The 14,572-nt window shown below is 62.4% G+C and carries 12 protein-coding genes and 1 pseudogene; 2 read left to right on the top strand and 11 right to left on the bottom strand.

The annotated features are described in order from the left end of the window. Nucleotides 1-83 precede the first annotated feature (83 nt). From AYK65_RS21550 to AYK65_RS21535, 4 genes are all read right to left on the bottom strand, one after another. On the bottom strand, nucleotides 84-959 hold the full coding sequence (locus AYK65_RS21550; protein WP_026617433.1) for a LysR family transcriptional regulator: 876 nt from the start codon (nucleotides 957-959) through the stop codon (nucleotides 84-86). 197 nt (nucleotides 960-1,156) lie between these two features. Then, nucleotides 1,157-2,155 carry a thioredoxin-disulfide reductase gene (trxB, locus tag AYK65_RS21545; RefSeq protein WP_081160578.1) on the bottom strand — a complete coding sequence of 333 codons (999 nt, stop codon included), beginning with the start codon at nucleotides 2,153-2,155 and terminating at the stop codon, nucleotides 1,157-1,159. A 56-nt stretch (nucleotides 2,156-2,211) separates the two neighbouring features. Next, nucleotides 2,212-2,367, bottom strand: a complete 156-nt coding sequence (locus tag AYK65_RS21540) for a DUF1127 domain-containing protein (RefSeq protein ID WP_081160574.1) — start codon at nucleotides 2,365-2,367, stop codon at nucleotides 2,212-2,214. A gap of 107 nt (nucleotides 2,368-2,474) precedes the next feature. Then, nucleotides 2,475-3,005 carry a YkgB family protein gene (locus AYK65_RS21535; RefSeq protein WP_139793295.1) on the bottom strand — a complete coding sequence of 177 codons (531 nt, stop codon included), beginning with the start codon at nucleotides 3,003-3,005 and terminating at the stop codon, nucleotides 2,475-2,477. Between the two features lie 274 nt (nucleotides 3,006-3,279). Between AYK65_RS21535 and AYK65_RS21530 the strand changes: the two genes are divergently transcribed. After that, the gene (locus AYK65_RS21530; protein ID WP_081160572.1) at nucleotides 3,280-3,894 is read left to right on the top strand and encodes a TetR/AcrR family transcriptional regulator; all 615 of its coding nucleotides are present in this window, start codon (nucleotides 3,280-3,282) and stop codon (nucleotides 3,892-3,894) included. A 219-nt stretch (nucleotides 3,895-4,113) separates the two neighbouring features. On the opposite strand, the gene AYK65_RS21525 is transcribed toward AYK65_RS21530, so the two are convergent. The 6 genes and pseudogenes from AYK65_RS21525 to AYK65_RS21500 form a co-directional block, all read right to left on the bottom strand. Then, nucleotides 4,114-4,842, bottom strand: a complete 729-nt coding sequence (locus AYK65_RS21525; protein ID WP_081160569.1) for a hypothetical protein — start codon at nucleotides 4,840-4,842, stop codon at nucleotides 4,114-4,116. Nucleotides 4,843-4,911: 69 nt separating this feature from the next. Then, entirely contained in the window at nucleotides 4,912-5,880 is a 969-nt protein-coding gene (locus tag AYK65_RS21520) for a YeeE/YedE thiosulfate transporter family protein (protein WP_244560068.1), read from the bottom strand. 42 nt (nucleotides 5,881-5,922) lie between these two features. Continuing rightward, nucleotides 5,923-6,652: pseudogene (locus AYK65_RS21515) on the bottom strand (thiamine pyrophosphate-dependent enzyme). Between the two features lie 132 nt (nucleotides 6,653-6,784). Then, nucleotides 6,785-7,693, bottom strand: a complete 909-nt coding sequence (locus tag AYK65_RS21510; protein ID WP_081160564.1) for an NAD-dependent epimerase/dehydratase family protein — start codon at nucleotides 7,691-7,693, stop codon at nucleotides 6,785-6,787. 32 nt (nucleotides 7,694-7,725) lie between these two features. Continuing rightward, nucleotides 7,726-8,181: a carboxymuconolactone decarboxylase family protein gene (locus AYK65_RS21505; RefSeq protein ID WP_081160561.1), complete on the bottom strand. Its 456-nt coding sequence runs from the start codon at nucleotides 8,179-8,181 to the stop codon at nucleotides 7,726-7,728. Nucleotides 8,182-8,222: 41 nt separating this feature from the next. After that, entirely contained in the window at nucleotides 8,223-8,639 is a 417-nt protein-coding gene (locus AYK65_RS21500) for a cupin domain-containing protein (RefSeq protein ID WP_081160557.1), read from the bottom strand. A 119-nt stretch (nucleotides 8,640-8,758) separates the two neighbouring features. On the opposite strand from AYK65_RS21500, the gene pdxR reads away from it, so the two are divergent. Beyond that, the gene (gene pdxR, locus AYK65_RS21495) at nucleotides 8,759-10,165 is read left to right on the top strand and encodes a MocR-like pyridoxine biosynthesis transcription factor PdxR (protein WP_172402052.1); all 1,407 of its coding nucleotides are present in this window, start codon (nucleotides 8,759-8,761) and stop codon (nucleotides 10,163-10,165) included. Nucleotides 10,166-10,880: 715 nt separating this feature from the next. On the opposite strand, the gene AYK65_RS21485 is transcribed toward pdxR, so the two are convergent. After that, nucleotides 10,881-14,240, bottom strand: coding sequence for an AAA family ATPase (locus AYK65_RS21485; protein ID WP_081160552.1), 3,360 nt, complete (start codon nucleotides 14,238-14,240; stop codon nucleotides 10,881-10,883). Nucleotides 14,241-14,572 lie beyond the last annotated feature (332 nt).

The raw sequence follows: 14,572 nt of genomic DNA, 5'->3' as shown, positions 1-14,572 counted from the left end.
TTGCCTGAATATGGCGAGGGGTGATGAGGATTCCCAATATCGGCTGTGCATAGATTCCATAGCCGCGCTACGGTCGCACCCGCTCACGACCAGTCGCGCCGAGCCGCCAGCTGCGCGATCTTGCGGATCTCGAGTGGTGTGCCGGAACCGGAGACCGTCACGAATACCAGTTCGCGCTCCAGGGAAATCCCTTCCACCGGACGGGTAACGATGCCCTGCACGACGATGGACCGCTCGGGCATGATGCAGATCGCACGGCCCTCGGCGACGACCTGCTGGACCCAGTCCTCGCGGTCGGCACTGAAGCGCGGCTGCATGACCGCGTCATGGTCCATCAGGTGCTCAGTGATTTCGGTGTGAAACTCGCAGGCCAGCCGGTCGACATAGGGATAGGCGGCGATCGCCTCGGTGCTGACGACATCCTTGCCCGCCAGCGGATGGCTCTCCGCGCAGGCGAGGAGGAACCGCTCGCGAAAGAGCGGCACGACGTTGAGCTTGGGGTTGGGGCGCGGCGCCCGCGGCAGGATACAGGCGTGATACTTGCCCGAAAGCACTTCGTTCGCGCCTTCGCCGGCCAATAGCTGATGCATGTTGATCTTCACGGAGGGAAGCTCGCAAAGCGCGTCGTCAAAGAATGCGGCAAATGCGGCAGGGCCGATGGTCGGCGCAACGGCTATATCGAGAATACGGCGCCGGCCGAGCACCGTGCTTTCGGAATGCTCGCGCACGTTTCTGAGCGCGAGCTCGATGCGCATGAACTCGGCCTGGACGTCGCGGCCGAGCGCCGTCAGGCGGCTGTTCTTGCCGTCGCGATAGATCAGCGGACTGCCCAAGTCTTCCTCGAGGCGCTGGATTGCCCGCGTGAGACTGGGCTGCGAGACACCACTTCGACGCGCGGCTTCGGTGAAGTTCAATGTTTCAGCCAGATTGAGAAAGTACCTGACCTGATTGATGTCCATTGATCGGTCTCGCTTGGGCTTGATTAAACGGCCATGATCTCGGCGAGGGGAGACAGCTGCCGGAACCGGTTGTCACTCTGGCGCCGTTCGAATGCAAGGGCAGCCGGAAGCGTAGAGAAAGCGCGGACCTCCGCAGATGATGCGGGCGGGTCCGCGCTTCCCCAAGGGCCCCTCGTTTCGCCGGTGATCCCCTGCACTTATGCTTCAACCATCTTCGTTTCACGCGGCTCGATCGCCCAGGCGACCCGATCGCGTGAATGCTCGGCCAGGAATTTCTCGGCTTCCAGGGCCGCCATACATCCCATGCCGGCGGCACTGATCGCCTGGCGGAATACCGGGTCGATGACATCGCCGGCGGCCAGCACCCCGGGGACGGTTGTTTTCGTCGACCAGGAGCCGACCTTGAGGTAGCCGTCTGCATCCATGTCGAGCTGGCCGCGAAACAACGCGGTTGCCGGATCGTGTCCGATCGCGACGAAAAGGCCGTGCGTGGACAGCTCCTGCACCTCGCCCGTCTTCATGTTGCGGATCCGGACGCCGGTTACCGACTTCCTCGGCTCGTGCTCGCCGATAACCTCGTCGATGACGTGGTTCCAGACGACTTCGACATTCGGCTTCGCCAGGAGACGGTCCTGCAGGATCGACTCCGCGCGGAAACGATCGCGGCGATGAACGACCGTGACCTTGGAGGCAAGGTTCGACAGGTAGAGCGCTTCCTGCACGGCTGTGTTACCGCCGCCGACAACGACCACTTCCTTGTTTCGATAGAAGAAGCCGTCACAGGTCGCGCAAGCCGAGACGCCGAAACCATTGAATGTCTTCTCTGAGGGCAGGCCAAGCCAGCGGGCCTGAGCTCCAGTCGCGATGATCAGTGCATCGGCGATATACGTGTCGCCGGAGTCGCCTTTGAGACGGAACGGGCGTTCGGAGAGATCGACCGAGGTGATGATATCGTACACCACCTCGGTGCCGACATTCTCCGCCTGCTGCCGCATCTGCTCCATGAGCCACGGGCCTTGAACGGGTTCGGCAAAGCCGGGGTAGTTCTCGACATCCGTCGTGATGGTGAGCTGGCCGCCCGCCTGCAGCCCGGTCACAAGGAGCGGTTTCAGGTTGGCGCGGGCAGCGTAGATGGCGGCGGTATAACCGGCCGGCCCGGCCCCGATGATCAGGACCCTGGCATGATGCGTGTTCATGAGGTGATCTCCTTCTGCGTCACGGTCTGGGACCAGCAGTGACGCAGCCTCGGGGTTCATTGGTCGTATTGCCGGCGCGCGACAATGTCGATGTCGTTGCGGGTAATGCCGACATCCTCGAGCAAGTAGTCGTTCAATTGCGTGAACGCGCGAAGGGTCCGGCGATAGCGCTGGTGGGCGCGGATCTTAGACAGAACATAGGTCAAATACATGGGACGTTCCTTTCATTGAACCGACCGGCACGGCCGATCTGGGAATGGTGGTTTCTTTCACTGCAATTTCGGGATGCGGGCGGAGGCGGGCCCCGCTCTTGTTTTCGTCAGGCCTTGTTTGAGCGGAGCGCCGCGAGCGAGTCGACGGCAATCCAGAGGGAGAGGGCGAGCAGGCCGATGTCCTTGAGCAGGAACTGACCGGCAGCGACCGAAATCGCCGGAAAGCCGAGCTCCGGCACGGTGACTCCCGGGGTCGTCACCATGAAGCTGAGCGTGGTCGCGAACAGCCCGGCCGAGAGCAAACCGCCGACGAGCGAGTAAACCGGGTTGACGAGCCGTGCCGCGATCAGGGCACCGATGCTGAGTTCGAGGAAGCCGAGAAGGCTTGAGAAGTCCCTTACGCTGAAGAGGGAGTAGCTCCAGCTCAACAGCGGACTGTTGCCGACCAGGCCGGTCAGCCCTTCCGCTTCATAAGCGGTGAACTTCATACCGCCGAACCAGCCATAGATCACGACCAGCGAAAGATAGAGGCCAGCCGCGGTGACGGTCCGGCCGTGGTGCTCGGCCAGATCGAGGGAAACGGCGCGAGCCTGTGCGCGCGGATGGGCCGCGACGCTGCGGATGGGAACATGAGGCATTGTCTTCTCCTTGGGTTGTCCGCGGTGGGCGATCCGCCCGGCTGACGCGGAGTAACGATACCGAGCTGTATCGAATGAGAGAAGAAGTATACCGATCTGTATCGTTTGGCAAGAGCGAGCTTTTGAAAGGATCCCGGCCTTGTTCCCCAGGGAACTCCCTTTCCCCGGGCTGCCGTGGGCCGAAAGGGCTGCTCGTTGCAAGGAAAGCCCTTGTATTTGTTTTCCGTGACCGGTAAGAAACGATACAGACCTGTTACGCATTGCGAGGACGAAAATGCGCCGTTCGGAAATCCGGGACCACCTGCTCGACACAGCCCTCCGGCTTTTCAACCAGTATGGCTATCACGCGACGGGCATCGACCTGATCATCGCCGAGGCGGGGGTGGCCAAGACGACGCTGTACCGGCACTTCGAAACCAAGGAAGACCTGATCCTGGCCGCGCTCGAACGGCGCGACGAGGAGGACCGCAATGCCATGCGTGCCTTTGTCGAGCAGCGTACGGGCGACCCCGTCGAACGCCTTCTGGCGACGTTCGATTTCCTAGAAACCACGGTCCGCGACAAGCAGTTCCGCGGCTGCATGTTCATGAGCGCGGCGGCAGAGCACAAGGACACGGTCGATCCCGTGTTTCGCGCTTCCTTGATGCACAAGCGCTTGGCGCTCGCCTATTTCGAGGAACTCGCCCATGCGGCGCGGTTTGCCGAGCCGAAGCGGATCGCGGCCGAGATCAACCTGCTGCACGAGGGGGCGGTCGCCGTTGCGCAAATCACCCGCATCGCCGAGCCCACCCGGGAAGCCAAACGCATGGCGCGGCAATTGCTCGCGGCGGAAGAACGGTTGACGCCGCCGACCCGGGGAGGGGATGGAGGAGAGCGAACCGCGCGGTGAAACTTGATCCCCGATAGCCCGCCGCGGCATCGCCGATGGTGCACGGCTCAAGCGGATCTCTTCCTGGGTGACCGGTTTGGCCCGGGCCTGCATCGTACTTCGGGTCTTCCGTGAAGGTTCGCCGGCCTCACGGCCCTCTAAGAGCGATTTCGATTATTCGCTGTGACTGATCTCGAATATAGCCGTAGGGAACAACACAGTTATCGCGGCAGCGTCTTCTCAGAACAGCGCGTAATCCGACAGCTCGATTGTGACGGCGTTGAAATCGTGGTCGAGAGTGCCATCCGGCTTGACTATGAACACGCTGCGGCGCGTTGGATACTTCAGCCCGTCAACGTCGACGTAATCAGAGATGAAGTGTGCGGCCGGCGTGTCCGCCCACACTTCAACCGTATAATCGTGACGGCGCAGCAGCCCATCCGAGCCGAAGTAGAAGCGCTGTTCCTGCGTGTGGCTGTGTACGCTCTCGGGGAACCGCACGGCGACGCCACGAAGCGTCCCACCTTCGTTCTCGACCGGCCGAATATCGCGAGCTTCATAGCCGGATTCGCCGAAAACGAACGGTGTCGCATGGTACGTCCACATGGCGTAGCCGTTGAAGTAGGCGAGGTTCAGCGGGTCCCATTGTCCGTTGAAGCTGCGATCGAACGCTTCACGTCCGTTGTCTCGCTCGGCGATAATCGAGCCATCTCCAGCAGTGATCTCCACATGCTCGGGAGTCCAGGTCATCGCCCAGCCGGGTTCTCCAAACGGAGTGACTCGGGTCCACTGGCGGAGAAACTCGCTTGTTGCGCGCCGCGGCACAGAGATCAAAGGAGCGCCTTTCAGCTCCCATAGCTTTCCACCGGTCCGTATGGTCGAGGCAATACCCTTGAACTTGCGCCAGCGGTCGTGCCCGCCATGCGCTTCCAGAGCTTCTTGCAGAAGCGGGTGCAACGTGCCACTCATCGATCCTCTCCCTAACTTTAGCCCTACGTCATAATACCATCCAACGGTGGGGTGGTCTTCTGTCGAGCCTCAGGACCAAGCTTTTGCGATCGAACCGAGTTTGAGAATAAGTGCGGCGAGGGTCGCAACGAACAGCCCGTAGGCGAGCGCTGCCTGCCATGCTCCCGCGGGAAGACCAATCAGCAGCAGCGTGTCGTTCCCACCGGGAATGAGCAGCGCACCCAATCCCATGAGCATGCCCGCGAGCGTTCTCTTGAGCATGGTCTTTACTGTTGGCCATTTCAGCATGAATCCATGCTTCCTAAGTCTCGCGGACACGAGGCTGCCGCCGAACATGCTGAACGAAACTACGGCGCCCGCGACGGGTATCGAAGCGATCGGTCCAAACGATGCGGTGACAGAGAACCCAGGCCCAAGAACCGCCAGGATCGAAGAGGTGATGCCGACCGCACCCATCGAGAGCGACAGCCGTCGGAAACTAGACTTGGATCTGTGTGACACGCCAAGCCTGAGAGACACGACCGCCAGTAGTAGAAGCGCGGGAATGGCCGCCCCAAGCGATGGAGCAGCATCTATCGCCGGTCGATCCGCAAGTAGATCGAGCAGAGATTCAATGTAGACGACCGCATAGATGCCGAGAAACGTGAACGCGAATTCGATTTCGCCGTTCCCGAGATGCCCAACAGACCCGAACACGCAAGCGCCGTCCACATAGGAGCCGATTCCAAGCAAAATGGCTGCGGGAACCAAGTAGCCGAGTGACGACCAGCCCTCTGGCATCATCGGTGCCGTTTCGAGGATGGCGTAGACGAGGGCCGCCCAGGCGGCACATTCGACCAGAGCGATGAAACGCGCTGGCCTCCTCTCCAATACCAACTCCCTCGTGGCGATGACGGTGCAGATCGAGCCGCGGTTCATCGCGAAACCGAGAACAAATCCCAGCGCCGCTATGAAGCCATACTCGCCCAGATCTCCAAGCCGGCGGCGGCGACGGGGACAATGCCTGATATGCTCGTGAGAAACTCGCTCATTCAGCAAACGGCCTCGCGTGCTGCTCCAGCGTATCCTGACTTTGATTTCCTATGGCCTGGGCCCTCGAGGGCCAACGCGGCCGGCCCGGATAGTCTGGTTCCGGCCCGTATTACTTTCGGAAAGAGCGTAGAGCAGGATTTCCGTATGGAGTTCCGACGGGTCGGGCTCGGGATCATTCGTGGCAAACTCGGACGCCTCGTCGACGGTCTCGCGCACCTTGCTGTCCATGGCCTTTAGCTCGTCTTCCGACAGCTTCCAATCCTCCAGAAGGCGCCGGCGCACGAGGTCGATGGCATCCTGCTCCTCGCGAACGCGGGTCACCCTCGTCTTTCGAGCGGTACTTTTGCCGGATCGGACATGGAGTGGCCGCGGTAGCGGTAGGCGTGCATCTCGAGGATGTACAGGCCCTGGCCGGTGCGGGCATGCTCGATGGCGCTTTGCCCGACCGCGGAGCGGACATCCATGCCGTCGACCGGCTCGCCGGGAATGGCTTCGACAGAGCGCCGCGGCGTCCAGTGAGTTTGGCCATGACGCCGTTCGGGTGCATGCCGGAGGCTAGCATGTGGCCGTGGTCGCGGTAGCCGATGATCACCTGGCAGCCTTCCTTCGTCGCCATCTGCATGCCGACGACGACGGTTTCCTGGCCCATGTAGCGGTGGCAGAAGCCGCGGATGAGGCCCATGCCGTAGAGTTGGCCGGCCTTCTCCTCGAAACGACGGATCAGCAGCACCTCGCGATAAGCATGCAACTCTTCATCATTGCCGAATTTCGGTGCCATGGTTCTTTCCGAACGTCCGTGCCTGGCTGCCTTCGATGATAGTTCATTTTTTGGAAGCGGCAGCAGCCCGCGCTTTCGACGAAACAGCCAGAAAGCGCGGACCGACTTCATCCGTTTGCTCCTGGGCGGCAATCAAGCAGCCTTCCACAGAAGCGGCCGCGGCGCGAAGCCGCGTTCAGCCTTCGCCCGGCCATTGGAAGCGCCGGTCAGGCGGGTGTGGTAGTAGACCGCTTCTTCGCCGGCCGTCTTTAGCGCGTCCTTCGCGTTCACGCGCTTAGGCTCTGGAGCATCGACCCACCGGGCGAAGGCCGGCAGCCATTCGGCGACGGGGAGGGGATCGTCGTCGACGACATTGTAGGTACCCGGCTCGGCCGTCACCGACGCCACCGTCGCGGCGACAGCGTCGTCGATGTGCACGAAGGACCACACGCCATTGCCGTCTCCGATGATTGTCGACTCGCCCTTGCGTGCCTGATCCGCAATGGCGCCGTCCGGCCGGTACCAGGTGCCGGGACCGTAGAAGAAGCCGTAACGGAGCACGACGCCATAGAGCGGCGAGGAGAGCACCCGGTCCTCATAGGCGCCGATCGTCCGCGTGCTCTCGCCGATCTCGCCGGGAGCGTCGTATCTCAGCCTCGCGGTCTCGTCCGCAAGCCCTCCTGCCGGCGCCTCCAGGTAGAAGCCGCGAGACTGCATGATGTAGCGGCGGACTCCCAGCTTTTCTGCCGCGGCGAGGAGATTGGCGCCTCCCTCGCGGTGAAGGCGCGTATCGTTGGGCATCGCGTTGATGATGTCGGCAGGGTTGGCCGGAAGCCAGGTGAGCTGATCGATAACCACGTCCGGCGCTGCCGCCTCGATCGCGCGATGGACCGCCTCACCGTCGAAGGCATCGGCGAAAGACACCTCGGCCCCGAGCTCGCGCAGACGATCCGGCCGCTGACCCGGGCGGGTCATGCCGGTCACCTGATGGCCAAGCGTCGCGAGCGCCCGCACAAGCGGCAGGCCGACGGCGCCAGTGGCGCCTGCGATAAAGATCTTCATAGCCAACTCCTTGGTTGGGCGCTTTGCCCGTCCTAGTTTTCGAGCGCAGCCTGTGGCGTCTTGCGGAAACTGATCGCCAGGCGATTGTAGGTGTTCATCAGGCCGATCGCGATCGTCAGATCGACCAGTTCGCGCTCGTCGAACACGGCACGCACGGCTTCGTAAGCTTCGTCCGGCACGTTGGTCTCGGCCACGCGCGTCACGGTTTCGGCCCAGGCGAGGGCCGCCCGCTCACGCTCGTCGAAGAGATTCCCGGCTTCCGCCCATGCCTGCACCAGCGCGATCTTCTCGATCTTCTGCCCTTTTTTCAAAAGGTCGCGGGTGTGCATGTCGAGGCAGTAGGCGCAGTTGTTGATCTGCGAGATCCGAAGGTAGACCAGATCGACCAGCTCCGAGGGGAGGCTGCTCTGCATGATGTAGCCGTAGATTCCGCCAAGCGCTTTGACGCCGGCTGGCGCGATCTGGTTGTAGTCGAGACGTTTGCTCACTTGATTTATTCCTTAAAGTCGTTTTGCCGACGAAGGTCGGTTCACTCGATGTTGGTGGTCAGTTCCTTCTCTTCGCTGTCGGCGACGAAGACCGCAAGCAGCTTTGCCGGCTTGGTCTTGCTCGCATTGCGACTGATGAGGTGGTTGGCCGCCGGCGGCTCGTACCAGCTCTCGCCGGCGCGGTAGATCTGCGTCGGGCCGTCATTCACCTTCGACTCGATTTCTCCGGAGAGGACGTAGGCGAAGATGAAGGACGAGTCCGCGTGCCTGTGAGGGGCCGAGGCTCCGCCCGGCGGGTAGTCGACGATGAGCGCGGTCAGCGTTTTGCCCGGAATGTTGGGTATCGCCCGCTCGAAATGGGGCGTGACAGCGTCGCCGGGGTAATGCGCCGCGGCAGGCATCGCGGTGGCGATTGCGAGGGCGGCGCAAGTCGCGCCAATCAAAGATCGTATAGTCATGTGACGGTTCTCCTTTGCGTGTCGTCATGATGGCGTTTCTTCCTTGCCCCCTAGAAATGACGGCTTTCTGGTTCTAAAAAAAGCACCAAGAACCAGCAAAAATCGTGTACCAAGAAAGCATGGACCAGCCGCTGAAACTGCAACTCGACCGGTCCGCTAAGACGCCGCTGGCCGAGCAGATCCGCAAGGGCATCAGCACCGCGATCGAAAGCGGGGTGCTGACGCCCGGCGCGCGTCTGCCGTCCTGGCTCGATCTCGCGGCGCAGCTCGGCGTTGCACGAGGCACGGTGCGCACCGCCTATGACAAGCTCTCCGCCGCCCAGCTCATCGTCGCCTCGCGCGCGGCTGGAACCCGCGTCGCGGATCGGCCTGCCGCCGCCGCCCGGTTCGAGCAGCCGCCCGATCCCGGCTCGTTCCTGGAGCAATATCTGGAGATGACGGTGGGCCCGGCGATCTTCCAGATGGGCGTGCCTGCGCAGCAAACCTTTCCCGCAACGCTCTTTGCCAGAATCCGTTCGCAGGCTGTGCGGGCGGAATCGAGTGCTCCGGCGATCTATCCCGACCCGCGCGGCGAATTGGAGCTGCGGCGGGAGATCGCCGGCTATCTTGCCGTCGGGCGAGGCATCGAGTGTTCCCCATCCGAGGTCATCATCACCGGCGGATTCGCCAGCGGACTTGGACTGGCACTGCGCGTGCTCGCCCTTGAGGGGCGGAAAGCCTGGATGGAGGATCCCGGCTTCCCGTTTACCCGGCGCGGCCTGGAGCTCGCGCGATTGTCGCTCGCGCCGATTCCCATCGACGCCGATGGAATCGATGTCGGCCATGGCTTCCACCATGCCCCGGATGCAGCGCTGGTCGTCGTGACACCGGGGCAGCAGGCGCCGCTCGGGCCCACGCTGTCACTGGCGCGACGACTGCGCCTTCTCGACTGGGCGGCCCGGACGCAAGCCTGGGTCATCGAGGACGACTATTTGAGTGAATTGCAGCTCGATGGCCGCGCGGCACCGGCGCTCGCCTCGCTCGATCGCGCCGGGCGCGTCATTCATATCGGCTCCTTCAGCAAGACCATCAGCCCGGCGCTCCGGCTCGGCTTTCTCATCGCGCCGCCTGCGCTGGCATCGCGTTTTGCGGAGGTCGCGGCCTGTCTTGCGCCGCCTCCGGGGCCGGCGGTGCAGCTCGCAACCGCCGAGTTCATGCGCGAAGGCCACTATATGCGGCATTTGAGGCGCACGAAGCGCGTCTACTCCGCCCAACGCGACGCCTTGCTGAAATGCCTTCCGCCGAGTGCCGGGGAGGCGGCTATCGCCGGTCTGGCCGTGCTGCTGCGCCTGCCAGACGGCGCGCCGGACATTGCCATCGCACGGGAGACGCTGGCATTCGGGATGGCCCCGGCACCGCTCTCCGTCTGGTATGCGTCGCCGAATTCCGCAAAGTCCGGCTTGCTTTTAGGGCTCGCAACAGCGCCGCAAAGGCAACTCGCGAGATCCTGCGACCGCCTGCTTGGGATCATAAGACGCTTCACGTGAGGGCTGGGGAGCAGCTTGGAACGGGCCGACGCTGCGTCAAGGACGGAAGTGATGACCATAGGTTGTAGCCATTCCGATCGCGCGCCTCTTCAGGTCGCGCAGGCGAAATCTCGAATCTTCGCGCCGGAGTGCTTTCGTGGTGGCACGTTCGCCCCCAGCCTCTTTTGTTGGTGCGATGAGATGATGAACGAGCTGATCAGCCTCAGGACCGAGGGGTGCAGGCTCTTCAGGCCGATTATGAGCCCTTGCTTCGCTGCCACAATTCAGCCGCCGTGGTGCTGAGCGGTCCTGTGTCGCAGTCTGCACAACCACGGCTGCGACGCGGCGCCACCGCAAAATCAGAGACGGTCCGTTGACCGTTAGCCAGCTGCTACTCCTTGCTCGCTCGTCAATAGCTCCTCAACGGCCTGGTGTCCGCGACATGATCTTTGGCAAAAATGATACCGCAACCCATCTTGCCTGCTTCTGGCCTCTCTAAAGCTCACTTCTTTTTTCGAGATCGGCGTCAATCGAACCGATCTTATCGCCCGGACCGGACTGCTTTGATGGGTAGCCGGAGTTCGGACGCCCCTCGGCTGAGATCTGCTCCCCGCCGGGTTGCAGTCGTTGCGTGCCTCGCATACTGCGACGTCGCACAACAAATGTCGGAGTTAGAATCATCGCTCCATCGGGAGTTACGACAAAGTCGTTGCAGCGGAGCAAGTGTTCAGGTGCTCTATATATTACCTCCGCAGCTCTCAAGGACCGCTTGAGCATCCTGAAGATCGAGCGTCCCGTGGCTGTTAGAGAGACAGCCGAGGAGCGGCATGAGCAGCTCGCAGGCCTGCGCTCTAAGACCCTGTGCTCGCCAAAGCCGGGCCAAGCTCACCGCCGAGCGCAGTTCCCACGTCTTCGCATCCTGCATGCGGGCGATGTCGAGCGCACGGCGGAAGCACGCCTCGATTTCGGCAAGATCGCACTCTGAGCTCGATGATATGAGTTCGCCCTTGAGCCGATACAGTTCCGCCTCGCACCAGCGGTTGCCAGTGCGCGCGACGATGGTAAGCGCCTCGTCAACCAAGGTCCTACCCTCGGCAAAACGATCAGCCTTTCCTTGCGCCTCCGCGAGTAAGCCCATCGCCCAAGGCGCCGTCATTCCTGACCCGATCGCCTGCATCCCAGCCAACCCGTCTCGCAACCGCTCGATGCCTTCAGCAACCAGGCCCCGCTCCGCCAGCACCCACCCCTGCAGGAAGACTCCCTGGGTGTGCCAGAATGGAAATTCGTGTTCGGCCGCGAACGCCAACGCCACCTCCGCCGCCTCTTCCGCCTTGGCGATGTCGCGTCGATGCACGTGCAAAATCGCCGCCCATGTCAGTACATAGGCACGGCTGAACAAATGCCCGAGACTCGCGGTCATGGCGAGCGCCTCGTCCATCAGCTCCAGCGCCCGGTCATCGTGGCCGAGATACCACAGCGCCATGCCGCCACGGCACAGGCAGATCGGTCCTCCATCCTGTCCATAGAGCGCTAGATGGGCCCGGTGCTGGGCGATGTCGTACTGACTGATCCCATGCGCGAAGTGCTTCCATGCCGAGGCGAATTCGCCGCGCCAGGAGCAGGTAATGCCCAAGGCATAGGACGCTTCCACCACGAGCACAGGATCTGAGATCTGCTGCGCCAACCGTAGAAGCCGTTCGCCAAGGTCCCGCGCCGCGGAAAGCTCGGACCGCACAGCATGATGAATGGTGAGACCGAGGAGCACCGGGAACAGCCTGGGCGTTTCCTGGATCCGCTCCGCCAGGTTGAGAGCACGGTTGTAGACGCGCTCGACCTCCGGGTGGCCATAGCCCTTCGCGGCGGTAAGCACTCGTCCCATGGTGATCAACAACGTCAGCTCAAGCTCGAGGCGCTCCGGATTCTCGGGTATCTGGGCGACCAGGTCGAGTGCCTTGGCCAAATGGCCAACGGCCTCGGCATTCGCCGCCCGCTCGTTTGCGTGCTCGGCGGCCCGGTGCCAGAACACGACGGCTTGCGGCAGCTCTCCTGCCTCCGTCAGATGATGGGCCAGGAGTTCGGGCTGAGCGGACACGACATGTGGGGCGAGTTCTTCGAAGACTTGGGCAATACTGCGATGGAGTTCCCGGCGGCGGCTCTTGAGGAGGGATTGATATGCGGTATCTCTGACGAGCGCGTGCTTGAAGCTGTAGATCGCGTTAGGGGGACTTCCGCGCCGAAAAACCAGCTCAGTGGCAACCAGTTGATCAAGCCTCCTCTGCAGCTCATGCTCATCGAGCACTGCTAATGCCGCAATCAGCTCATAGGAGAACTCGCGCCCAATGCAGGCGCCGATCTGGGCCACCACCTTGGCTCTGCCGAGGCGGTCGAGGCGGGCCATCAGCGAGTCGTATAGCGTTACCGGGATCGCCAGCGGCGGCATATGTGCAGCCAGTCCAAACGGATCGCCTGCCACTCCCAGGAGACCAGATTCGAGCATGGTTTTGGTCAACTCCTCAAGGTACAGCGGCACGCCATCGGTGTTGGCCAGAATGTAATCGAGCACTCCGGCAGGTAGTGCCTTTCCGCCGGTCAGCCGTTCGACCAGCAATTGAGCGTGCACCCGGTCGAGACGATTCAGGACCACCTTCGTCACGTGCCGGTAACTACGCCAAGGCGGGACGAACTCGGGCCTGTGGGTAATGACCAGCAGCACCGGGAGCTGCCGGATGCGGTTCACGAACAAGCCGAATAGCTCAAGACTACTCGCGTCCAGCCAGTGAGCGTCCTCAAGCACCAGGAGCACCGGCTGCTTCGCTGCCAGTCTGGCAAGCTGGGCGATGAGCACGTCGAAGGTCCGGTTCTTACGCTGTTGGGGCGCAAGATCCAGTATTGGACAGCGGCCGGTGCCGGGAATTCCGAGAAGCTCGGCCAACAATGGGAGCGCTTCGCTCACCTCACCCATCTGGTCCGCTATCAGCGCCTGGAGCTTGGCGAGCTTCACGACCGATGAATCCTCGCGTTCAAATCCCGCTTCCTGTTCAAGCTGGGCAATCACCGGACGAAGCGCGCTGTTCACGTGGTATGGCGAGGCGAAATAGCGGCGCAATCTGTGTGGTTCTCTAAAGAGACGCTCGCGAAGGGCCAGGGCGAGACGCGACTTGCCGATTCCGGCCTCACCCTCGAGCAGGACGACCTGACCGTCGCTGGCCTTGGCCCGGGTCCAGCGATCGACCAACAATGCGAGTTCCGGGTCACGGCCGACCAACGGCAGCACGGCCGCGTGACCGGCCTCGAAGCGGTCGTCGCTACCCACTTCGCCGAGCACCCGAAACGCTTCAGCCGCGCCGGAAAAACCTTTGATCGACCGCAGTCCGATGCTTTCAAGCTTGAACTGGCCCCGCAGCAGTGCGCGCGTCGCTTCGGCAATGACCACTGTGCCGGATCCGGCCAATGCCTGTAAGCGGGCCGCCAGGTTCGGCGTTTCACCTACGACGCTGCATTCCTCGGCCTCGCCTGTGCCGACGATGTCCCCCACCACGACCAGGCCAGTGGCGATTCCAATCCGAACAGCCAGGTGTTCGCCTGCCGCATCCAGCCGGTCGACGGCCTCAACTACCGCGAGGCCGGCCCTCACGGCCCGCTCGGCATCTTCCTCGTGAGCCTGCGGATAGCCGAAGTATACGAGGACGCCGTCGCCCATATACTTGGCAACAAAACCGTCGTACCGGCCGACGATCTCGGTGGCGCAAGCACGGTACGCAGCGATCGACTGCCGTAGGTCTTCTGGATCGAGGCGGGCGGAGAGTGCTGTCGATCCAACGAGATCGCAGAACATGACCGTAAGCTGCCGCCGTTCCGCCTCGCTGTGGATTCGTGACACGGAGGGACGTAGTGCCGCCGTGGGCGGCGGCGACTGCTGAGCCAGGGTCGCGGCCGCCCTGAGAAAACGCTTGCGGTCACCAAGGGAAAGTCCGAGCTCCTTGAGGTCGGCATCGGTGAGATCGTCGACGACATCGAGATCGATGCCGTTCTTCAAGAAGGTTTGGCGATACTGCTCAAGCCTGATGCTGGCGAGCCAGTCTCCGATGTCGGGCATGACCTAGCATCCTCTGACATGGTCGAATTCGGCTTGCTCTGAGGCGCTTTCCCACGAGTCGAGGATATTAAGCTTACACCTGTGGCCCGGATCAGTCCTCGTCAAATCAGTCCTACGAGCAGCAAACGCTCGACCATCAACGCCTTTCCTGAAGGCTCGTCCGGGTTCACGATTAGCCCGCCTGCAGCCGAATTCCCGGAGCGGGAGTAAAAGCATCGGAAATGCTGTGCCCAGTCTGATCTGCGTCGATTGCCAGTTTATTTTAAGAACGCGGCCGTTTCAGTTACCTTGGGCACTTTAGTGGCTACAATCGGTCTTGGCGTGCTCGACCG

It is taken from the genome of Ensifer aridi (assembly GCF_002078505.1).
Lineage (GTDB): Bacteria > Pseudomonadota > Alphaproteobacteria > Rhizobiales > Rhizobiaceae > Sinorhizobium > Sinorhizobium aridi.
This window is presented reverse-complemented; position numbering and strand designations above follow the sequence as displayed.